We start from the raw sequence: 22,964 nt of genomic DNA on the forward strand, positions 1-22,964 counted from the left end.
TACAATTAATGAGAATCAAATTTTTGTGCATTATTATATGCTTATTTGTGAATGCACTGGCTTTCGCCAGTGCTGCCAACCGCACCATTACCGGAGTCGTAATCTCTGGTGAAGATAATGAACCTCTAATCGGTGCTTCCGTTTATGTCCATGCAGACGATTTGAAGAAAGCCGGAGCATCACAGACTTCTTTGGGTACCATAACTGATATTGATGGTAAATTCTCTATTTCCGTTCCGGAAAAGGTTACTCGTATTCATTGCAGTTATATCGGTTTTGAAGAACAGGCAATTGCATTGCAAAGAGATAAAAAAAGTTATCGCATTGTACTTCAACCTTCGGCACATGCTTTAGCGGACGTAGTGGTAACGGGGTATCAGACATTGGAACGTAGAAAGTTGACTGCTGCTATCTCAAAAGTTGAATTATCAGATGCGATGGTAGGTGCTACCAAAAGCATTGACCAAGCCTTGACAGGACAAATTGCCGGTGTAGCTGTTACAACAACTTCCGGTGCTCCGGGAGCTCCGGCCAAAATTCGTATTCGTGGTACGGCTTCATTAAATGGGACACAAGATCCGTTGTGGGTATTGGATGGAATGCCTTTGGAAGGAACAGATATTCCAAAATTAGATGATGCAACAGATAATGACATTACGAATATGCAACAATCATCTATCGCAGGATTAAGTCCCAATGACATAGAAAGCATTACTATCCTGAAAGATGCCGCAGCTACTGCTATTTATGGTGCACGTGCTGCTAATGGAGTAATTGTAGTTACTACCAAACGAGGAAGAACAGGAAAACCTGTTATCAACTTTAATACCAAATTGACTTATACGCCTAATTTGGATACTTCCCGTTTGAATCTGCTAAATTCACAAGAAAAAGTAGATTTAGAGTTACAATTAATGAATGAACCATTAGATATGTTTGGTCTTCAGGTTTATCCCAGCAAGGGAGGAGTGGCCTCTATCCTCAATCAATATAATCTAATGAACATTTACCGTGAAAAAGGCTGGAACGGATTAACTCCTGAAGCGCAAGCTGCGATCAACCGGTTAAAAACAATTAATACCGATTGGAATGACATCTTGTTTAAAGATGCATTTACACAAGAATATAATTTTAGCATTTCAGGAGGTAGTGAGAAAGTAACCTATTATAACTCTCTCGGCTATACAAAAGAGAACGGTAATGTACCGGGAGTAAGTATGAGTCGTTTTAATCTGACAAGCAAAACCTCTTACCAACTCAACAAATTATTAAAGATTGGAATTTCACTCTTTGCCAACAGACGTAAAAATGAGAATTTCGTAACTGATAAATACGGTTATTCTAACCCTGTATATTATTCACGTACCGCAAATCCTTATTTTGAACCATATGATTCAAACAATAATTATCAATATGACTATGATATCATAGGTACAAGTGATAACACCCCTGACCCCAAACGTGGATTCAATATTTTTGAGGAACGGGACAACACCCAAAATGAAAAGATTATAACTGCAATCAACTCTATCTTTGATGCCGAATTAAGATTCAATGACCAATGGAAAGTAACAACCCAAGTCGGAATACAATGGGATCAATCTTCTCAAGAACAATACATCGGACAAAATACATTCAATCTTCGTAACATTCGTGAGGATAGCTACAATAAAGTAGACCAAATATATATCATACCGGAAGGTGGAATGCATAGAGTTGATAACAGTACAAGTTCACAAATTACCTGGAAATTACAAGGCGAATACAAAAACACCTTCAATGATATTCATTCTGTCCAATTCATGGGAGGATCGGAAATTCGTAAGAACTGGTACGAAACTCAATTTACCGCAGGGTATGGATACGACCCAAAGACATTGACTACCAAACCATTAATTTTCCCAGATGAAACAGTAGCAAAGAAGTATCCCTTGCATAGCAAAACATATCAGGAAAATGCGTTTGCCTCTTTTTACGCAAACGGTTCATATACATTAATGGAGCGTTACACTCTAGGCGGCAGCATACGTTTAGATGGCTCCGACCTCTTTGGTGTAGACAAAAAATATCGGTATTTGCCTATATATTCAGTAAGTGGTTTATGGCGTATCTCCAACGAATCATTCTTGAATCACCCCAAATGGTTGGACAACCTCGCATTCCGTTTCTCATATGGTTTACAGGGAAATATAGACAAGAACACTTCACCATTCCTGGTTGGTGTATATAACAATGTAAGTATCCTACCCGGAAATACAGAAGAAAATATCACAATCAGCAGTGCTCCCAATGATAAACTGCGTTGGGAAAAAACAGCTTCTTACAACCTTGGTTTAGACTTTGCGATACTCAACCAAGCTATCAATCTGTCAGTAGACTATTATTATCGTAAAGGTACAGATCTCATCGGGACAAAAATGTTACCGCTGGAAAACGGCTTTACAAGCCAAAGCATCAACTGGGCCAGCATGGAAAACAAAGGGATAGAAATAAACTTGCAGACACGCAACATCACTACTAAAAATTTCTCATGGTACACAACATTCAACTTTGCTTATAACCAAAACAAAGTCTTGAAAGTCATGACACCTGAAAATCAAACAACACCTGGTTTGCAAGGTTATCCAGTAGGTGCCATTTTTGCATTAAAGACTCAAGGAGTAGATCCTAAAAACGGACAAATACTTATTGAGACAAAAGATGGACAAACAGTGAATATAGAAACGCTATATAAACTAACAGACGAAACCGGACTCGGATTCTATGCACCCAACGTGACTCCAGCCGAAGAAAGAGAATTCTACAGCTATATCGGAACTTCCGACGCTCCTTACACCGGAGGATTTATGAATACATTCACTTATCGTAATTGGGAACTGAATGTGAACTTCTCTTATAATTTAGGAGCACACGTACGCACCAGCCCTTCCTATGACTTGACTTCATTTGACCCGGGACGAAACACCAACCGGGATATTCTAGACAGATGGACTCCTGAAAATACTGACGGAAAATTCCCCGCATTAGTAAGCCGTAATCATAATATAGCAGATTACAGTTTCTTTGGTGACCGGAGAGATGTTTATCGCGCATTGGATATTTGGGTAAAAAAATTAAGTTACGTACGTCTTCAAAATCTACGCCTTGCTTATCGTATACCATCAGAATGGTTGCATAAACTCAGTATCGGAGGAGCAACAGTAGGGATAGAGGGACGCAATCTATTTGTATTTGGTTCCAGCTACAAAAACTACATGGATCCTGAATCTATGAGCAACTTATATGCTACTCCTGTAGCCAAATCAGTCACATTCAATTTAAATCTTAACTTCTAAAATTCAGAGAAATAAGTTATGACGAAGAATATATATATAATTTTGGCATTATTAACCAGCATCCTGTTCTCTTCATGTGACAGTTTTCTGGATATACAGCCTGTTGGCAAGGTTATCCCTAATACATTGGCAGAATATCGTGCGTTGATGACTACTGCCTACAAAACCAATCAATTTCAGGACAAAGCTTACAGCGAAATGCGCACAGACGAAATTGTCATCAGCAGTGACCGTAATGACCAAAGTAGTTTTTCTGCAATTGAAACATGGAATGATCTTAATTCTCCCAGTGGTACTGCAACTTTTGGATGGAGTAATTACTATAATGCCATTTTCTATGCCAATTCCATCATAGACAAGAAAGACCAAATCACAGAAGGCAGCAAAGAAGACATAGAGCAACTAGTAGGAGAAGCTTATCTATTCAGAAGTTACCTGCATTTCATACTGGTTAATTTATATGGCCAACCTTATACAAAAGACGGAGCCCCGGAAACCAAAGCAATCCCCCTAAAACTAAGCGTAGATTTGGAAGAAGTACCTTCACGCAATACCGTTAAAGAGGTTTATACTTCTATTCTATCTGATATACAGACAGCACGAGGGCTGATCCATCAAAAAGAATGGGAATCCAAGTACCTTTATCGTTTTTCAGTACCGTCCATTGATGCTTTTGAGGCACGGGTACGCCTATATATGGGAGAATGGCAGAAAGCCTATGAAATGGCAGAGCAGGCTTTAGCACAAAAGTCCACATTGGAAGATATGAATGGAGAAATGCTTCCTAATAACTTCGAATCTACTGAAATGATTACAGCCTACGAATTCATGTTTAGTGTTTCTTCCAATAAGGCATGCCTCGTTTCTCCCTCGTTCTTGCAAAAATATGATAATACGGATTTGCGACTAACAAAATACTTTACAGCTCCGGACGAGGAGAATAATCGTATTAGTGCTAAAGGAGGAGAAGCTAAATTCACGTGCACTTTCCGTACAGGAGAACTTTATCTGAATTCAGCCGAAGCCGCCGCCCGTTTGGATAAACTTCCTGAAGCCCGTGCACGCTTATTACAACTAATGGAAAAGCGATACACTCCAACAGGATATGACAATAAGAAAAATACAGTAAACGCTATGAGCCAGACAGAATTAATCAATGAAATCCTTGAAGAACGTGCCCGCGAACTTATTTTCGAAGGCCATCGTTGGTTTGACTTACGCCGTACTACTCGCCCTCGCATTCAAAAAGAATTAGGCGGAAGCATATATGTACTTGAACAAGACGACGCACGCTATACATTACGTATTCCACAAGAAGCTATTGATGCTAATCCGGGGTTAATGAACTAAGAACATATATTATAAATCTGATAAAACTCCTCTTGCAACCTCATTTGCAAGAGGAGTTTTTTATCCTCCTTCACCACCTATCCTACATTTCCCACACACATCCCATTCACTTCTGAAATCTTTATCCCCCAAACGCATTGCCATATGCCAGGAAAATAATATCTTTGTAGCGACTTATTACGATAAATAACGTAGAAGCGTTTAGAATATTATCTCTATTCAGAATCTGGTAAATTCTTAAATTGGGGAGGTAATGGCAACTAAGCGTTCACGTCTTTGTTATATGCAAGGGCGTGGACTCTGTTGTTCATTCCCCATTGGGCTTACCAGAGCCTTGAATAGGATGAACTAACGACGTCCACGCTTCTTCTGTATATACACGGTATCAGGGACGCTTACCGCCACAAACAATCAACAAGTATGGGCAACACTTTTACAAAGTTTTTTGCGTCTTTTTTAGCTTATGGTGTAGCTAATAAGAAAAAAAGTTTCTCGGCAGTCGGTCATTTCGCGGAAGGGTTAGCTCCCGCCAAAGGAAAAATCCAGTGGGGATACATCAACAAAGGATATGACATTGTCATTCCCCTAAAGTACGAACGGGCTTTTTCCTTTAAGGGAGGATTGGCGATGGTAGTACTCAACTCACAATATGGATATATTGATTGTACAGGACAAATAAAGATTCCTCTAAATTTCTCGGCAGCCCACTCATTCGAAGAAGAATGTGCACGAGTATGCAACAATGGATTATGGGGATTGATTGACAGACAAGGAAACTACATTCTGCCTCCGACATACAACCAGATGGAGCAGTTTACAGAAGGACTAGCCCTCGTCTCACAAGATAACAAGGTGGGCTTTATAAACATGAAAGGCGAAATCGTTATTCCTTTGGAATATGACAACGGCTGTCCTTTCTCAGAAGAACTGGCTGCCGTCTGCATCGAAAGCCAATCGTCCAAATGGGGATATATAGACAAGAACAACAAGGAAATACTTCCTTTTAAATATGATATTGCAGAACCCTTTTATAGCAATATAGCTCGAGTGGGCCTCTATGGAAAAAGCATGAAAATCAACAAACAGGGCAGTGAATGTCTATAAACAACCACTCTACGCATTTATTCATCTCAACAAACGACATTCTGTTCTAAAACATCCCCTTACGAATAACAACGTAAGGGGATTATTCGTACATTGGAGCCAGTAAAACCCTAAAAAAGTAACATTATGATCATCGGAGTACCCAAAGAAATCAAGAACAATGAGAACCGCGTAGGGATGACGCCTTCCGGAGTAGCCGAAGTGGTGAAACAAGGACATCAAGTATATATCCAGCATACAGCAGGAATAAACAGCGGTTTTCCGGATGAAGCGTATCAAGCTGTCGGTGCACAGATTTTGCCAACGATAGAAGATATTTATGCCATTGCCGACATGATCGTAAAGGTGAAAGAGCCGATAGCTCCCGAATATAAACTCATCAGGAAAGAACAGTTACTGTTCACCTACTTCCACTTTGCTTCCGACAGAGATCTGACGCTTGCCATGCTTGCCAACAAATCAATATGCCTGGCCTACGAAACTGTAGAGAAAGCCGACCACTCATTACCCCTGCTAATACCTATGAGCGAAGTAGCCGGACGAATGTCTATTCAAGAGGGAGCCCGTTTCCTGGAGAAACCACAAGGTGGTAAGGGAATCCTTTTAGGCGGTGTTCCGGGAGTGAAACCTGCCAAGGTCTTGATTTTAGGTGGTGGAATCGTAGGTAGCAATGCCGCACAAATGGCTGCCGGGATGGGAGCAGACGTAACTATCGCAGATATAAATCTGGCTCGTCTGCGCTATCTGAGTGAAACATTGCCCAAGAACGTAAAGACATTGTATGCATCCGGACTAAGAATAAAGAAAGAATTGCCGGATGTCGACCTGGTTATCGGTTCTGTGCTGATACCCGGCGATAAAGCACCGCATCTGATTACAAAAGAAATGCTTTCAATCATGCAACCCGGTACGGTATTGGTGGACGTAGCAATCGATCAGGGAGGATGTTTTGAGACATCACATCCGACAACCCACAGTGAACCGACTTATGTTATAGACAATATCGTTCACTATGCGGTAGCCAATATCCCGGGAGCTGTTCCTTACACTTCTACCTTGGCACTGACCAACGCTACCCTGCCCTATGTTATCGCTCTAGCAAACAAGGGCTGGAAAAAAGCTTGCAAAGATGATCCGGCACTGGCACTCGGATTAAATATAATAGAAGGAAAAATCGTTTATAAAGCTGTGGCCGACGTATTTGGCTTGAAATACGAACCTGTCAGCCTATAATAAATGGGAATTTTTTAGGCACGGATTACACGGATTACGCTGTTGCTTTATGCAATCATATTTCTAAAAGCCGTGAAATCCGTGTAATCCGTGCCTAAAATGACAACATCCCGCATGGAAACTTTGCTGGGGCGCCACGCCCCTAAATTATCATTTATCTTTCAAAGAAATATTTCTTCTCCGCCGCTTGCTGATAAGATTCAATCAATTCGCCCATCACCTCCGTCACCGATTGCCGACGGGATATTATTGCCGAAACCTGCCCTATTTCCAGCTCACCTTCCTCCAAGTCACCTTCAAACATCCCTTTCTTTGCTCGTCCTTTTCCCAGCAGAGTTCGTAATTCTTCAGCAGAGGCACCACTGTCTTCCGCTTTTTCCACAGCATACCGAAAATCATTCTTCACCAGACGTGTCGGAGCCAGTTTCTTCAATAACAACTTAGTATCCCCCTCGCCAAGACTCAGGCAATAATCCTTAAACACCGGACTTGCAGAGCTCTCTTCGGTCAAGGCGAAACGAGTACCTATCTGCACTCCCTCAGCCCCCAATACCATAGCAGCTAATATCCCTTCTCCCGTACCAATACCGCCAGCAGCTATCAAAGGCAAGGTCGTAGCCTCACGCACAGCAGGAATCAGACAGAAAGTAGTTGTTTCCTCACGACCATTGTGACCACCGGCCTCAACCCCCTCAGCCACCACGGCATCCACTCCCGCCTCCTCACATTTCACTGCAAAACGAGAGGAAGAAACCACATGAACAACCGTTATTCCACGTTCTTTCAACCATCCTGTCCATGTTTTCGGATTTCCGGCAGAAGTAAAAACAACCTTCACTCCTTCTTCCACCACAATATTCATTATCTCTTCTATCTGAGGATACATCAAAGGAATATTCACGCCAAAAGGAAGTTCCGTAGCCGCACGGCATTTACGAATATGTTCGCGCAAAGTTTCGGGATGCATGGAACCCGCACCAATCAGACCTAAGCCACCCGCATTACTCACTGCGGAAGCCAGCCGCCAACCGCTACACCATACCATTCCACCTTGAATTATAGGATACTGTATTCCTAGCAGAGAAGTTATTCTATTCATAATTAATAATTTATCAATGCGCTAATAATCTCATCCCCATAAGAAACCGGGTTATCACTAATGCGCTAATACAACAATATACAAATATATAAATTATTCAATTACAAACACTCTCCAGTCAGTATATTGTCGTATCGCAACATTAGTACATATATATAACGCCCTTAACGGGCAATCTGTTCGATTGGTTTATTTATCAATACAGTCGTCGAGTCTCCATAAGTCCGCAGAACCTCCAAGGTACGGGCACGATTATCTCTCCCTGTCTTATTCCAAAATTCTTTCGTAAAAACAGCCATCAGATCAAGTCCGCCGATAGTTCCGCCATTGATATACCCCCCACTACCTCCAAATAAAGGAATAGGGCTGTCCATCACCACCGAATTCACCATCATCCCATTGGCGCGTTCGCTCAACTGCCGGAAACGTACCCCGCTTGCCTGTATCTCATCCAAAGACTTGCGCATTCCCTTTGCCATCGGATTACGCGCCCAGTTGGAGTATGATCTCTGATGCCGCAGTTCATAGAAAGGATCTCCCCGCCAGGTATTCTTATCCACCCTAATCTTCTTCTGATAGACAGGATCCCAATTAAAACGGGTATTTGCCTTATACGGCATCAGGCTCAGCACCACTTTCGGTTTAGGTAATGCTTCGGGCAGCGATTCGTCAGGCAGCATCCACTTCTTCTCCTCCGACATCCGGGGACTTCCTACCGCGCCACCGAAATCAATCGACTTCACAGCATCCATATTTAAATGCAACTCCTGGTCGCTATCCAGCAACTTCTTCAGATGCAATGAATCTTGCGCCGTCCATACTTGCGAATATGCAAATAAAGTCATCAGACACAATACCATAGTTGCCCAAAAACGTTTCATCAATCTATTCATTCTCTTTACTCTTTCATTACCTAATACCTTTCAAACGCTTCATACATACCTGCACACAACCCGATTTTCAGCAGTCCATTGAGCGTAGCAAGCCCCTGTCAGCAGTAAAAAGACTACTGATACAAACAAACGTTCCCACATGAATGTTCCCTATTTTTTATTCCGAACGCAATTCCTTTTTAGTGTCACCACCAACGATAGCCCGATCCGCAAAGCGGTTCGTCATAACACGGGTCAATCGTCCACCGGGTCTTCGGATATTGCCGTTCTTCCCACCAGCTACGATAGCAGGCGGCTGCATCAAGCACTTCCTCGTCAGTCAGAAAATAGATTGCTTCATAATTTTCAGCATTCGCCAACACCATTTTGCAACCCATTGACGGCGGTGTGCCCTGACGGATATATTCAATCACCCAAAGCATACATTCCCCCAAACGGATCTTACCGTTGTTCGTATTATAAACCGACGGAAAAGAAGGGATAATAGTCAAATCTTCCGCATATTTCAAAAGTTCGGGAATATCCTCTTCCATGAAATGAGGAACTTCCACCACTCCTTTATCATTCTTCATCTTATACGTGCCCGACTTCAATTGCTTCACAAAAAGAGCAACATCGGGATTGTTGTAATCCATTTCCTCGCTGTTGCATCCACTGAAAGATACAATCAGGCAAAGCGCCATCCACAGCATTACAAGTGTTTTTTTCATTTTCATAAGGATTAATACGTCATGCGAAGTCCGCAAAGTAAATTAAAATTAGTCGGCCGTTTCGTTCGTACCGTAGCCAATTTCGAATCTGTCTTGAAATGATGCGAAACTCCGGGTTCGGCAAAAACAGCAAGTCGGTCATTAATCTTATAATTGATTCCAATGCCGGCAGTCACTGCCAGTTGGACAGGTTCTTCCTTGAAACTATTGTCCGGTGCACCGGCGACACATTTATCCGCTATTCCGCCTACGGTAGCGTAAAGGTCAACTTTCTTTGTATCCATCAGCGTCACATTTACCCGGACAGGAATACCCAAGTAATGCAAATGCTGTCCTGCCGAACGAAGGTTCGAGTAAAGCAATCCGGTTTCTATCCCCAGAAAATCGTTCAGTTTCCGCTCTACTGTCACCCCTGCGGAAATTGGCATTTTATAAGTACCGTTATCTGCCGGAAGCGCCATACCGACCCGGGCTTTCATCGCCCAACGATGTTTCTTCACAGTTTTTTCGGGAATAACAGGCGAACTTGCAGTTTCTTCCTGTACGGCAGATGATTCCGTATTGGCATTTGCAGCCTGCCAAAATCCATTGTAACCCGGATTGCCATAACGGTTGCCATTGCCTGTGGTGGTAGTCGACGAGAACGAGAAAGACATAGAGAAAGTAATGGAAAGTGAATCCTCTTCCTCTACACATTGCGACAACATACCGAATGATTTAGGAGCCGGCTTCGGCAAAACCGGTTCTACCGGCAACGGCAACTGATTGACACGTATCCCGTCTCCATCCATCTGCCCGCCATTCGTCACGGCTATCTTCGTAAATGCCTCTTCCATCTCTTCCTTGGGAGAGAAATACAGGAAGGTAGCCGATGAAGCCGCCAAGACGAGCAACACAGATGCCGCAGCCGCCACACGGAAGAGCAGTATCCGACGGCGATGTTGGCAAGCCACAGGAATATCCTGCGAGAGCTCTTCCCAAAAGCCATCCCGGACACTCATCCCCGCATCAGCGAGACGTGTGCGAAACAGATCGGTTATTTCATCATTTTCTTTCTTCATGGTTCCTATACTCTTTAATTCTTTTTGCTAACAAATACTTGGCGCGATGCAACTGCGAAGTAGACGAATGCTCTTTGATATGGAGCATCTTAGCTATCTCCTTGTGCGACTTTTCTTCAAACACATAAAGGTTGAAAACGGTTCGGCAACCATCCGGCAATTCGGCTATAAAAACCATTAACCGCTCCTCGGAGATTCCAGCCCCTCCTCCCGAATCCGATATATCGGGTATATCGGGAAGTTGCTCTTCATGCACTACCAACTGACTGATTCGTTTCTCCCGTCTCAGATAATCGAGCGACTGAGTGACCATCACCCGGGTTATCCATGTGCAGAGCGACGATTCGCCCCGGAAGGAGAAGTTGGTAAAAATCTTGATGAAACCGTCATGCAGTACATCATGCGCCGCATCCATATCGCCCGTATAGCGGAAACAAACCGCCAGCATTTGTTTGGAATAGAGGGTGTAAAGTTCCTTTCGGGCTGAATCCTTTCCTGCCCGACAGCCCTTTACCAGTTCTATTTCGTTTTCCAAGTCAATTACCTTTTTTAAAATCGAACGTATGTCTGCGCCGTTTTACCCTTTAGACGCAAAAGTTTGAGGAATGCTGCAACAGAAAATGTTAAAGAATACAAATGAAATGATTTTTCTGAAGCATTTGCGAAAGACATGAGGAAATGCAAACAACCTTTAAGCACAGATTACGCGGATTACACAGTTTTTATTCTTGTCCGTGCAATCCGCGTAATCCGCGCCTAAAATATTTTCATGGCAAACTTCTCTCTTCCGCTCAACATGCCTTGAAGCTCATATCCAGTCCTTTCACTGAATGAGTCAGAGCACCCACAGAGATGAAGTCCACGCCACATTCGGCATAGTCACGAAGAGTATCAAAGGTGATGCCGCCCGAAGATTCGGTTTCGTATTTGCCGGCTACCATCTCTACTGCCTTTTTCGTCATTTCGGGAGTGAAGTTATCAAACATGATACGGTCTACCCCACCAAGATCGAGCACCTGTTGCAGTTCGTCGAAGCTGCGGACTTCTATTTCTATTTTCAGGTCTTTACCTTTTTCTTTGCAATACTCTTTGGCACGGGTGATAGCCTTATCAATCCCTCCGGCAAAGTCTACATGATTGTCCTTCAAAAGAATCATGTCGAACAAGCCGATACGATGGTTTACACCGCCACCGATTTTCACTGCCATCTTTTCCAGAATACGCATACCCGGAGTTGTCTTGCGGGTATCCAAAACGCGGGTATTTGTGCCTTCCAGTTTCTTCGCATATTTGCGGGTCATCGTCGCGATACCGCTCATACGTTGCATCACATTCAGCATCAGACGCTCGGTCTGAAGCAGCGACTGTATCTTTCCTGATACTATCATTGCCACATCGCCCGGTTTCACTTCCGTTCCGTCGTTGATAAACACCTCGACTTTCATGGTCGGATCAAAACGGTTGAAGATTTCCTTAGCCACCTCGATACCTGCCAGCACACCGGCTTCTTTGATAAGCAATTTTGATTTTCCCATTGCCGTAGCGGGAATACATGAAAGGGTGGTATGGTCGCCATCACCTATATCTTCTGCAAAAGCAAGATCGATCAGTTTGTCGATCAGTTCTTTTTCCTTATTCATTGATTTTGTCAATTCTTATTTGGTGTATTAAACATTTGTCCTGTACTTTCTTCAAGAAGCAATTCACACGAAAACTTCCCTTTGTAGTAGCCATCGTTCCGATAACGAAACTTGATTCGTCCCGTTTCCCTTGATGGTTCACGTTAAATCCGCTGACTTTATTCTCCGTGAAGAATTCTTGCATCACAGTCGTTGCCTTTTGCTTGTCAACGCTTGTCGAGCGACCTTGGAGCACCAGGTTTATCTTGTTCCCCATATACTTACTCAGCTCTTGTGAGCTTCCTCTTTTAAATGCCGTAACCACTCCTGCCGGTATCTCTTGCGCCATAAGCAACGAGAGGGAAAGAAGCAAAGCGGTCATTCCTACGAGCACTCGTTTTTTCATAATTACAAGCTTTTAAGTTGAAGTTTAAAGGCTTAAACTTTCAACTAATGATAGGCAAAGGTAAGCATTAATTGCAGAATAACATAAAAAATGCCTATTTTTGTGCATTAATCAGAAGTATAGAGACATGAAGACAACCTTGCTCGTCGTAGGACGAACCATAGAACAACACTATATCACAGCTATCAACGACTATATACAGCGTACCAAACGCTATATCACTTTTGATATGGAAGTGATTCCCGAACTGAAAAACACGAAAAGCCTTTCGATGGAAGTACAGAAAGAAAAGGAAGGCGAGTTAATACTGAAAGCTCTCCAACCGGGAGATGTGGTGGTGCTGCTCGATGAACACGGAAAAGAGATGCGCTCCCTTGAATTTGCCGATTACATGAAGCGGAAAATGAATACAGTCAACAAACGGCTGGTCTTCATCATTGGGGGACCTTACGGATTCTCCGAGAAAGTGTATCAGGCATCCCATGAAAAGATTTCAATGTCGAAAATGACTTTCTCGCATCAGATGATCCGGCTGATATTCGTGGAACAGATTTACCGGGCGATGACGATATTAAATGGGGGACCGTATCATCACGAGTAATACTTCCCGAACAAATCAAGAAAGAATGGAGCACTACTCATCTCCATTCTTTTCATTTTTATAAAGTTTATCAAATACTCGTTGGAGTTCTTCTTCATCCATAATCAACTCCCGAAGTTCCGCCAAACGTCCGGCATTATCCGATTGAGGTATCCATAAATTCAGATACCCGCCTTCCGCATACTTATCATTAAGATGTTTACGAAAGCGGACATATTGCTGTTCTTTATCCATTTCCGGATAATGAGACAATCCATATTGAACGGTACGGCGCAAAGTTATTTCAGGGTCAATGATACGGTCGGCCTCGGCTACTATTTTTCCATAAATACTTCTCGGAGCCTGTTTATTGGAAGCCCGATGATCTTCGATCGCTTCTTTCATCTGCAACAATTGCTCATCCGTAAACCAACGTCGCAAGATTTCATCTGCCAGCAATATCCTGCCGGAAACTATATGATGGAACTCACGTCCCTCACAGAGTCCCAAGTCATGATAAGCAGCAATGATATAAACCATCGAATAATCGACTTCATAATACATTGCCAGTTTCAGACTTTCTTCAATCACTTTTTCCACATGGTCTATCTGATGTGCCTTGTCAAAGCCGGCATATTGCGGAATAATCTTTTCGCAGACATAATCTTGCAATTCAACGGGGATATTATGAACCATATTCGATATTTTTTAGATTTTATACTTTGTGCTACTCCCGGTTCATCAACCGATGCTCCGCCATCTGTTCGAATTTTGTTCCCGGACGACCATAATTGGCATACGGATAGATAGAGATACCACCACGGGGGGTAAAGATTCCTGTTACTTCGATATATTTGGGATTCATCAATTTAATGAGGTCTTTCATGATGATATTCACGCAGTCCTCATGAAAAGCACCATGATTACGGAAACTGAAAAGATAGAGTTTCAAGCTCTTGCTTTCTACCATTTTTATATCCGGAATATAGCTGATACGTATCTCCGCAAAGTCCGGCTGCCCGGTGATGGGACACAGACTTGTAAATTCAGGGCAGTTGAAACGTACCCAATAGTCATTCTGAGGATGCTTGTTATCAAAGGCTTCCAATACTTCTGGAGCATAATCTTGTTTATACTCGGTCTTTCTTCCTAATAAGGAAAGTTGGTCTTTTAATTCTGTCATTTGTACTCGTTTACTACAACCTCTACACTAAACAAAAAACGCATTCCCTCTTTCACCTATCACCGACTAGACTCAAATACCTTATTCATAAGCATTTGAGTGGTGAATGATTCATTTTACAACCTATCACCGTATCTATCACCTATCACCATCAACTCTCCCTCCCCCCACGGCTGCTTTGTTCCCGCCTTGCTTGTTACGGTATGTTGCATGTAGTCAAACAAAGTGTTTCATGCCTTGAAACAAACGGTTTCATTACTTGAAACAAAGTGTTTCACGCCTTGGAACAAATAGTTTCAAGCAATAGAAACTTTAGTTTCCTACCGTTGAAACTTTAGTTTCTCACCGATGAAACAACAGTTTCAAGCTATTGAAACTAGATTAAGCCGATACATTCCGGACAGAAGCTACTAGCATTCTATTCATTAGAACTTACCGGTGACAGTAGATGTGACGGCAAAATGTCAGGTTCAGTTGCTGTCACCACTTGCTGTCACAAATTATTTATCTTATAATCAAATGCTTAATAACAAAAGTGTGACAGATGACAGCAAAAAATGCATTTTTAATCTCTATGTAGAGAGATTATTGATTATTGATTTTTACTTTTTAAATACTTTTCCAGTCCTTCCCGACGCAGTGTACAAGCCGGACAATGCCCGCAACCATCCCCTTGAACACCATTATAGCATGTCAAAGTCTCGGTGCGAATCAGTTCCAATACTCCCAGCTCGTCTGCCAAAGCCCATGTCTCTGCCTTATCAATCCACATCAGAGGGGTATGGATTACGAATTGTTCATCCATAGCCAGGTTCAATGTCACGTTGAGGGACTTGATAAATGCATCGCGGCAATCGGGATAACCACTGAAATCTGTTTGTGAAACTCCTGTTATCAAGTGATTGATACCGCGTTCGCGGGCATATACTGCCGCAATACTTAGAAAAAACAGGTTACGTCCCGGGACAAATGTATTGGGAGCGCTATCTGCGGGTTTCTCTTGGTCCATCACCATTGTAGCGTCAGTCAGGGAGTTACGTCCCAGTTGCCCGATGAAGGATACATCCATCACATCAAACTCCACTTCCGCCTTACGGGCTATCTCCCGGGCAAGTTCCACTTCTTTCTGATGTTTCTGACCATACAGAAAACTTAAGGCATATACTTTTTTAAAGTTGCGTTTTGCCCAATACAGGCAAGTGGTGGAATCCTGTCCGCCACTGAACACAACCAATGCTGCTTCTCGATTCATAATCTATCTTAAATATCTTTGATTTTCAGTACGTTGTAAGAAATATCAGTATCATAGACATCACTACCGTCTATTTTCTTGATGGCTTTCACCACGCGGATAGTCACCGGAAGAATCATCACTTCGTACATGGATTTCAGTACGATTTGGATTCCCATCATAATGAGCAGTTCTTTCCAGGCGATAATCCCTCCAAAAGCTACCGGGAAGAAAATCAATGAATCGGCAGTCTCTCCTACAACAGTCGACCAAATGGCACGGGCGGAAAAGTTACGTCCCTGGCTGGCTACTTTCATCTTACTCATCACATATGCATTGAGAAACGAACCGACCAAGAATGCCATCAGACTGGCAGCCACGATACGGGGCGCCATACCGAATACGAAATCAAAATGTTCTTCGCCTTCCCAAAAAGGAGCAGCCGGAATGGCAACTGCTATCAGCCCGAGGGCTACAACAAAGAAGTTCATCGCAAAACCGCTCCAAATGATAAGGCGCGCTTTCTTGAATCCCCAAACTTCGGCGATACAATCATTGATAATATAAGAAATAGGAAAAACCAATAATCCGGCGGTTACGGTCAGACTACCGATCTGGATTACTTTCGTTTCAAGAAGATTGGCTGCAATGAGGCACACATTAAAAAGAATGCCCAGCAGCATAAAGGGTACAGATACTTTCTCTTTCATAATTCCTGTTTTTTACGTGGTGTTCTAGAATACACGACCGCTATTCACGGCATCAAATATCTTTTTTATTCTTTTGTGCTGCAAAGGTATAGGAAAACTATGAAAAAGCAAAAGAAAATAAAAGCAATATCATCATCTATCAAAGTGAAGACGGGCAGAAACACATAGAAGTACAGATGGCGAAATTACATCAAACATCTGGATGCCATACTGTCTTCCACGGGAGAAGTTCTATTGATGGATTCTGGTATGATAGGCCATGGATAAAGCGAAATGAACCTTTCCTGCCATAGACACTGGCAGGAAAGCTTTCAACTTTGACCTTAAAACACATCACTCAATCAACCAGAAGTATGCGTCAGGATGAGAAATCTTTCAATTCCTCTTTCAACCGTTTACGGATGAAAAACAAACGGCTCTTCACCGTCCCCATCGGCAGTCCTAACTTCTCGGCAATTTCTCTATACTTGAATCCGGCTACAAACATCTGGAAGGGTACTTTCATTTCTTCCGGTATCGAATGTATCACACGGTATAAATGCTTCATATCATAGGTAAACTCAAATCTGTCGGCATCGTCATCTTCAATCATAGATTGCTGATTGACAGAATATGTATCGTCCATAATATTCATTTCGCGAACTGTGCGGCGGTAATTATTGACGAAAATATTACGCATGAGGGTGTACATCCACCCTTTCAGATTCTTGCTATACGTAAATTTTTCATGGTTATCCAATGCATGCAGCACACAGTCCTGAACCAAATCATTGGCAGAATCACGGTTTGCCGTCAACTTATAGGCGAAGCGGTGCAAATCCGGCTGTATGTCTAATATTCCTTGAGTAAATTCTACTTTTCCCATCGTCGTATTTCCTTTATCTAATTAGTACGATACAAAGATCCACTTTTTTAGAATCATTATAAATAGCAATTTTTCCGATTAGTTTGGCAATTTTTCCTTTGGCCCTCTCAACCATTTCTTTTTTTAGTTGTTCATTGGGCATTCACCTAAAACTTAACTGATAATGAAAACAAGTTTCAAAATGGTAGCTATGCTACTGGGGATGGGAATCTTTCCCCTCTGTGCTCATGCACAAAAGAAAGTAATCATCGAAGATGAGGAACCCAATTCTATCATGTTCGTCTCCCGGGATAAGGCAGGAGACGAAATTATCCGCATCATGAACGACCGTTCGCAGATGCGTTTCCACGACCCGAACACTCCCCGCTTTCTGCTCACTGACCAAAAGGGTAAGTTTGCTTTAGGCATCGGCGGATATGTCCGCGCAACAGCGGAGTATGACTTCAATGGGATTGTTGACAACGTGGATTTCTATCCGGCATTAATCGGTCAACCGGGAAAAGGAAATTTTGCCAAAAATCAATTCCAGATGGACATCACCACTTCTACCCTATTCCTTAAACTGGTAGGACGTACGAAGCATCTCGGCGATTTTGTTGTTTACACTGCCGGTAACTTCCGCGGAGACGGGAAGACCTTTGAATTACAAAATGCTTATGCGCAATTCCTCGGTTTCACCATCGGATACAGCTATGGTTCGTTCATGGATCTTTCTGCTCTTCCGCCTACTATCGACTTTGCAGGCCCTAACGGTTCGGCCTTTTACCGTACCACACAATTAAGTTATATGTGCGATAAGTTGAAAAACTGGAAATTCGGGGTAGCTGTGGAAATGCCTTCGGTAGACGGAACGACCAACAGTGATGTTTCTATCAACACCCAACGGATGCCGGACTTCGCCGCTTCCGCACAATATAACTGGAACAGTAATAGTCATATTAAATTAGGTGCTATTGTACGTAGTATGACTTATTCAAGCAATGTATATGATAAAGCATATTCTACTACAGGATTCGGTCTGCAAGCATCTACAACGTTTAATATAACAAAGAAGTTACAGGCTTACGGGCAGTTTAATTATGGTAAGGGGATCGGTTCTTATCTAAATGATTTAAGTAATCTGAATGTGGATATTGTTCCCGATCCTGATGATGAAGGAAAGATGCAGGTTCTCCCGATGTTGGGATGGTATGCCGGATTACAGTATAATATTTGCCCGAATTTCTTCGTATCGGGTACGTATAGTTTGTCCAGACTTTATTCTGAAAATGGGTATCCAAGTGAAAACCCGGAGTCTTATCGTAAAGGACAGTATCTTGTAGCTAATGCTTTTTGGAATGTAAGTAGTAATCTGCAAGTGGGTGTCGAGTATTTGAGAGGATGGCGTAGCGATTTCAATTCTTCAACAAGTCATGCAAACAGGTTGAATATGCTGGTACAGTATTCTTTCTAAATTAATTGGTAAAAAGGTTGAAGCCGCCACAAAACAGTTGTTTGAGACGGCTTCTGCTATAGAAAATTGTAATGATTATGCGTAATCAAAATCTGTAATCAATGCTAAGACCAAACACTTTATTAGTACGGCTATACACATTAGTACCAGACAATCCCGTACTATTATAGTTTTGCGAAGTCTTCGTATAATCGTCGTAGTTAGTCCACATATATCCTACATTCAAAGCTGCTCTATCACTCAATATTACTTTCGCACCAACCCCTAATGAATAAGAGTCACAAGAGAAACTTGTATCGCTTTGGAAGTTGTCGGATAATCCATAATCCGTAATCTGGCCACCACAACTCAAAGTCAACCGCTTGACTATATCCCATTCAATACCCATCAAATATTCGTTTGTTCCCTTTGTCAGAAACTTCTGCTTGTCACCAGCCATACCCGCTTTCTTATCATCATAAAAATGGTATTCTACAGAAGCACGCAACACTGGCAAAATCTCATAAGCAGCTGCAACTGAAAGCATAGAAGGAATGTCGTTAGGAGTATTCACACCGTGCTTGAAAGCAGCTAATGTACCATTTTCATCGGTATTTTTTTTCGTATTATTTTCGATATTCAGATTAGTCTTGAATTCATATTTTGCACCGAAGTTAAATTTACCGAACTTAGCATCCACGCCGACAACCGGAGTTAATCCCCAACCGGTTTGATCGCAATCCAGCGCTAAATTCATCAAATTCTTACCACCATAATTTTCTTTCAGTTTGGCATCCAAATAACCTTCATAACCACCCGTAAAATAATTCATACGGCCACCACCAAATACAGAAAGCCAATCATTAATTTTGTAAGACAAGCCTAATTGTACGGAATAAATATACTGTTTACCATCCATCGCACTGTTAATATCCAACATATTAGGAGACACTGGAGTACCCTCTTTGGAAGTTGCCTTAAATATACCCGCCATAGCCAATGACTCAAACATAGGTAGTCCATCATCAAATGAAGCCTTTCCACCTCCACCAGTGATGGCAAAAAAGCCGGAAATAGTCCAGTCACCTTTTTTATATGCAGCAAACACGCTGGGAATAATCGGTGCAGCCGCTTTTCCTTTATAATACTTAGCAAAAGATTCAGTGGATGGTGTCGCCCCATCCATAGTATATCTCATAAAGCTAGCATCAATATTTCTCGTCTGAAAAGCACTCTGAATGCTCAATCCCATATGGAAACCGTCATTCGGCAAAAAAGCTAAACCGGCAGGATTAGATAAAGCACCATCAATTTCAAAAGTAGCACCACGAGATAGCATACGAAGAAAAGCAGCGTGTTGATTAGTATTTGTCAGAAGACCTCCGGCAAAAGTTGGAATTGAAACGATTAGCATTACAAATCCAATCAAGGAAATTTTTCTCATCTAAATCTTTTTTAAATTATTTCGGGCGCAAAGATACAATATTATTGCACACGAGACACACGTTTGTGCACTTATTTTCATTTACCCACTCATTTTAATTGAAAAATCAAACTGTTTCTAATGAAACAATCTATATTTACCATCAGATAGAAAGCAAACAAATACACCTGTTTTTACGTTTTCATAGTATAATAAACTATATAATCATATTATGGCCTATACTATTGCATTTTTTGGCACAAAGCCTTATGACGAGGCTTCTTTCAATGATAAAAACAAAGAGTTCGGATTTGAGATACGTTATTACAAAGGAAATCTGAACAAGAACAATGCACTACTGACGCAAGGCGTAGATGGCGTATGTATCTTCGTAAATGATACTGCCGACGCAGAAGTAATCCGTATTATGGCTGCCAACGGAGTAAAACTGCTGGCTCTCCGATGTGCCGGATTCAACAATGTGGATTTGGATGCGGCTGCCGCTGCCGGAATTACCGTCGTACGTGTACCGGCCTACTCACCCTATGCGACTGCCGAATATACGGTGGCGCTTATGCTGTCGTTAAACCGCAAGATTCCCCGTGCTTCCTGGCGTACCAAGGACGGCAATTTTTCCCTTCATGGCTTGATGGGATTCGATATGCACGGAAAGACAGCAGGTATTATCGGCACAGGAAAAATAGCGAAAATCCTTATTCATATCCTAAGAGGTTTCGGCATGAATGTGCTGGCATATGACCTCTACCCCGATCATAACTTCGCACGGGAAGAACAGATTGTCTATACCTCATTAGATGAATTATATCATAATTCGGACATTATTTCATTGCACTGCCCGCTCACCGAAGAGACGAAGTATCTTATCAACGACTACTCCATCAGCAAGATGAAGGACGGAGTGATGATTATCAATACCGGCCGCGGACAGTTGATTCATACCAATGCACTGATTGAAGGATTAAAAAACAAGAAAATCGGTTCCGCAGGTCTGGACGTATATGAGGAAGAAAGCGAATACTTCTACGAAGACCAGTCCGACCGCATTATCGACGATGATGTGCTGGCACGTCTGCTCTCATTCAACAATGTTATTGTCACCTCCCACCAAGCCTTCTTCACACGTGAAGCATTGGAGAATATCGCCCAGACAACTTTGCAGAATATAAAAGATTTTATCAATCGCAAGCCTTTGCTAAATGAAGTGAAGAGATAAAACTTTTATCCCCTCGCTTTGTTTACAAGACATATAAACAATAAGAAAAAAGAGAGAATTATGAAGAAAGTTATACATAAAGCAGATACAAGGGGACACTCCCAATACGATTGGCTGGATAGTTACCACACTTTCAGCTTCGATGAATACTTCGATTCCAACCGTATCAATTTCGGCGCTCTCCGTGTATTGAATGATGACAAGGTTGCACCCGGAGAAGGATTCCAGACGCATCCTCACAAGAATATGGAAATCGTTTCGATTCCCTTGAAAGGACATCTGCAACATGGAGACAGCAAGAAGAACAGCCGGATTATTACTGTCGGAGAAATTCAGACAATGAGCGCCGGAACAGGAATCTTCCATAGCGAAATGAACGCAAGTCCCGTAGAACCGGTGGAATTTCTGCAAATATGGATTATGCCGAGAGAACGGAACACACGTCCCGTTTATCAGGACTTCGACATCAGCGGACTGGAACGTCCGAATGAGCTGGCGATAATCGTATCGCCCGATGGCAGTACACCTGCGTCCCTCTTGCAAGACACTTGGTTCTCTATCGGCAAGGTAGAAGCCGGAAAGAAGTTGGGATACCACATGCACCAAAGTCATGCAGGCGTATATATATTCCTTATCGAAGGGGAAATTGTAGTAGAAGGCGAAGTGATGAAACGCCGTGACGGAATGGGTATTTACGAAACCAACAGTTTTGAACTGGAAACATTGAAGGACTCACATATTCTGTTGATAGAAGTACCGATGTGAGAGATTATTAATTAGAAGTTACAGTTTGTAGATGAAAATAAATCTAGCTGATATTCGACAGGAATATACCAAAAGCGGGTTGCGGGAAAATGAACTTCCCGGTGACCCGCTTTCGCTTTTCAGCCGCTGGCTGCAGGAAGCGATTGACGCAGAAGCAGACGAGCCGACCGCTGTCATCGTGGGCACTGTCTCTCCCGAAGGAAAGCCATCCACACGCACTGTGTTACTAAAAGGGCTCCATGACGGAAAGTTTGTCTTTTACACAAATTACGAAAGCCGCAAAGGAAGACAGTTGGCACAGAATCCGTACATTTCCCTTTCTTTTGTGTGGCACGCACTCGAGAGACAAGTGCACATAGAAGGGACGGCAGCCAAAGTCGATCCGGAAGAATCGGACGAATATTTCCGTGTGCGTCCTTACAAAAGCAGAATCGGCGCACGAATCTCTCCGCAAAGCCAGCCCATCAAAAGCAGGATGCAGTTGATGCGTGCTTTCGTCAGAGAAGCAGCCCGGTGGATAGGGAAAAATGTGGAAAGACCTGCCAACTGGGGCGGATATGCGGTTACACCTACAAGAATCGAGTTTTGGCAGGGACGCCCCAACCGTCTGCACGACCGCTTCTTATATACCCTGCAACCGGATGGTGAATGGAAAATCAGTCGCCTTGCTCCCTGATTTCGTCGATTTTTCTTGGCAAGTCCAACTAGAATACGTAATATTGCAACTATAA

Annotated in this window: 22 protein-coding genes; 9 read left to right on the plus strand and 13 right to left on the minus strand. The window is 42.5% G+C overall.

Annotation, left to right across the window (positions count from 1 at the left end; all coding sequences use genetic code 11):
* The first annotated feature begins 8 nt into the window (after nt 1-8).
* From RDN93_RS12480 to ald, 4 genes are all read left to right on the plus strand, one after another.
* A complete protein-coding gene (locus RDN93_RS12480) occupies nt 9-3,335 on the plus strand; it encodes a SusC/RagA family TonB-linked outer membrane protein (RefSeq protein WP_308745841.1) in 3,327 nt (1,108 codons plus the stop codon).
* An 18-nt stretch (nt 3,336-3,353) separates the two neighbouring features.
* A complete protein-coding gene (locus RDN93_RS12485; RefSeq protein WP_308745842.1) occupies nt 3,354-4,685 on the plus strand; it encodes a RagB/SusD family nutrient uptake outer membrane protein in 1,332 nt (443 codons plus the stop codon).
* Nucleotides 4,686-5,105: 420 nt separating this feature from the next.
* Nucleotides 5,106-5,789 (plus strand): WG repeat-containing protein, encoded by a 684-nt coding sequence (locus RDN93_RS12490; protein ID WP_308745843.1) that lies wholly within the window; start codon nt 5,106-5,108, stop codon nt 5,787-5,789.
* Nucleotides 5,790-5,915: 126 nt separating this feature from the next.
* Nucleotides 5,916-7,022 (plus strand): alanine dehydrogenase, encoded by a 1,107-nt coding sequence (gene ald, locus RDN93_RS12495; protein ID WP_308745844.1) that lies wholly within the window; start codon nt 5,916-5,918, stop codon nt 7,020-7,022.
* Nucleotides 7,023-7,176: 154 nt separating this feature from the next.
* Here ald and RDN93_RS12500 read toward each other — a convergent pair whose 3' ends face one another.
* The 7 genes from RDN93_RS12500 to RDN93_RS12530 form a co-directional block, all read right to left on the minus strand.
* Nucleotides 7,177-8,121 carry a nitronate monooxygenase gene (locus RDN93_RS12500; protein WP_308745845.1) on the minus strand — a complete coding sequence of 315 codons (945 nt, stop codon included), beginning with the start codon at nt 8,119-8,121 and terminating at the stop codon, nt 7,177-7,179.
* Nucleotides 8,122-8,285: 164 nt separating this feature from the next.
* Complete coding sequence (locus RDN93_RS12505; protein ID WP_308745846.1) at nt 8,286-9,014, minus strand: DUF4858 domain-containing protein; 729 nt, start codon at nt 9,012-9,014, stop codon at nt 8,286-8,288.
* A 185-nt stretch (nt 9,015-9,199) separates the two neighbouring features.
* Nucleotides 9,200-9,724, minus strand: a complete 525-nt coding sequence (locus RDN93_RS12510) for a DUF4943 family protein (RefSeq protein ID WP_308745847.1) — start codon at nt 9,722-9,724, stop codon at nt 9,200-9,202.
* Nucleotides 9,725-9,735: 11 nt separating this feature from the next.
* Nucleotides 9,736-10,785 carry a porin family protein gene (locus tag RDN93_RS12515; protein ID WP_308745848.1) on the minus strand — a complete coding sequence of 350 codons (1,050 nt, stop codon included), beginning with the start codon at nt 10,783-10,785 and terminating at the stop codon, nt 9,736-9,738.
* The gene (locus tag RDN93_RS12520; protein WP_308745849.1) at nt 10,769-11,320 is read right to left on the minus strand and encodes an RNA polymerase sigma factor; all 552 of its coding nucleotides are present in this window, start codon (nt 11,318-11,320) and stop codon (nt 10,769-10,771) included. The genes RDN93_RS12515 and RDN93_RS12520 overlap by 17 nt, the downstream gene beginning before the upstream one ends.
* A 256-nt stretch (nt 11,321-11,576) precedes the next feature.
* On the minus strand, nt 11,577-12,425 hold the full coding sequence (gene nadC, locus RDN93_RS12525) for a carboxylating nicotinate-nucleotide diphosphorylase (protein WP_308745850.1): 849 nt from the start codon (nt 12,423-12,425) through the stop codon (nt 11,577-11,579).
* Nucleotides 12,418-12,810, minus strand: coding sequence for a DUF4783 domain-containing protein (locus tag RDN93_RS12530; protein ID WP_308745851.1), 393 nt, complete (start codon nt 12,808-12,810; stop codon nt 12,418-12,420). Before RDN93_RS12530 ends, nadC begins: the two co-directional genes overlap by 8 nt.
* A gap of 127 nt (nt 12,811-12,937) precedes the next feature.
* Here RDN93_RS12530 and rlmH point away from each other — a divergent pair, with 127 nt between their 5' ends.
* A complete protein-coding gene (gene rlmH / locus RDN93_RS12535; RefSeq protein ID WP_308745852.1) occupies nt 12,938-13,411 on the plus strand; it encodes a 23S rRNA (pseudouridine(1915)-N(3))-methyltransferase RlmH in 474 nt (157 codons plus the stop codon).
* Nucleotides 13,412-13,444: 33 nt separating this feature from the next.
* Here the strand turns inward: rlmH and RDN93_RS12540 are convergent, their stop codons facing one another.
* The 5 genes from RDN93_RS12540 to RDN93_RS12560 all read right to left on the minus strand — a co-directional run bounded on the left by RDN93_RS12540 (nt 13,445) and on the right by RDN93_RS12560 (nt 17,379).
* Entirely contained in the window at nt 13,445-14,086 is a 642-nt protein-coding gene (locus RDN93_RS12540; protein WP_308745853.1) for an HD domain-containing protein, read from the minus strand.
* Between the two features lie 31 nt (nt 14,087-14,117).
* Complete coding sequence (gene queF / locus RDN93_RS12545) at nt 14,118-14,573, minus strand: preQ(1) synthase (RefSeq protein ID WP_308745854.1); 456 nt, start codon at nt 14,571-14,573, stop codon at nt 14,118-14,120.
* A 592-nt stretch (nt 14,574-15,165) separates the two neighbouring features.
* Nucleotides 15,166-15,825 (minus strand): 7-cyano-7-deazaguanine synthase QueC, encoded by a 660-nt coding sequence (gene queC, locus RDN93_RS12550; protein ID WP_308745855.1) that lies wholly within the window; start codon nt 15,823-15,825, stop codon nt 15,166-15,168.
* 8 nt (nt 15,826-15,833) lie between these two features.
* Nucleotides 15,834-16,514, minus strand: coding sequence for a queuosine precursor transporter (locus RDN93_RS12555; RefSeq protein WP_308745856.1), 681 nt, complete (start codon nt 16,512-16,514; stop codon nt 15,834-15,836).
* A 358-nt stretch (nt 16,515-16,872) separates the two neighbouring features.
* A complete protein-coding gene (locus RDN93_RS12560) occupies nt 16,873-17,379 on the minus strand; it encodes an RNA polymerase sigma factor (protein WP_308745857.1) in 507 nt (168 codons plus the stop codon).
* 163 nt (nt 17,380-17,542) lie between these two features.
* Here RDN93_RS12560 and RDN93_RS12565 point away from each other — a divergent pair, with 163 nt between their 5' ends.
* Entirely contained in the window at nt 17,543-18,832 is a 1,290-nt protein-coding gene (locus RDN93_RS12565; protein ID WP_308745858.1) for a DcaP family trimeric outer membrane transporter, read from the plus strand.
* 85 nt (nt 18,833-18,917) lie between these two features.
* Here RDN93_RS12565 and RDN93_RS12570 read toward each other — a convergent pair whose 3' ends face one another.
* Nucleotides 18,918-20,255 carry an outer membrane beta-barrel protein gene (locus tag RDN93_RS12570; protein WP_308745859.1) on the minus strand — a complete coding sequence of 446 codons (1,338 nt, stop codon included), beginning with the start codon at nt 20,253-20,255 and terminating at the stop codon, nt 18,918-18,920.
* A gap of 211 nt (nt 20,256-20,466) precedes the next feature.
* Here RDN93_RS12570 and RDN93_RS12575 point away from each other — a divergent pair, with 211 nt between their 5' ends.
* From RDN93_RS12575 to pdxH, 3 genes are read left to right on the plus strand one after another with little or no spacing between them, the layout of a single operon-like run.
* Nucleotides 20,467-21,468 (plus strand): 2-hydroxyacid dehydrogenase, encoded by a 1,002-nt coding sequence (locus RDN93_RS12575; RefSeq protein WP_308745860.1) that lies wholly within the window; start codon nt 20,467-20,469, stop codon nt 21,466-21,468.
* Between the two features lie 60 nt (nt 21,469-21,528).
* A complete protein-coding gene (locus tag RDN93_RS12580; RefSeq protein ID WP_308745861.1) occupies nt 21,529-22,233 on the plus strand; it encodes a pirin family protein in 705 nt (234 codons plus the stop codon).
* 31 nt (nt 22,234-22,264) lie between these two features.
* Complete coding sequence (gene pdxH / locus RDN93_RS12585; protein ID WP_308745862.1) at nt 22,265-22,909, plus strand: pyridoxamine 5'-phosphate oxidase; 645 nt, start codon at nt 22,265-22,267, stop codon at nt 22,907-22,909.
* The last annotated feature ends 55 nt before the right edge of the window (nt 22,910-22,964 follow it).

The organism is uncultured Bacteroides sp., from assembly GCF_902491285.1.
Taxonomy (GTDB): domain Bacteria; phylum Bacteroidota; class Bacteroidia; order Bacteroidales; family Bacteroidaceae; genus Bacteroides.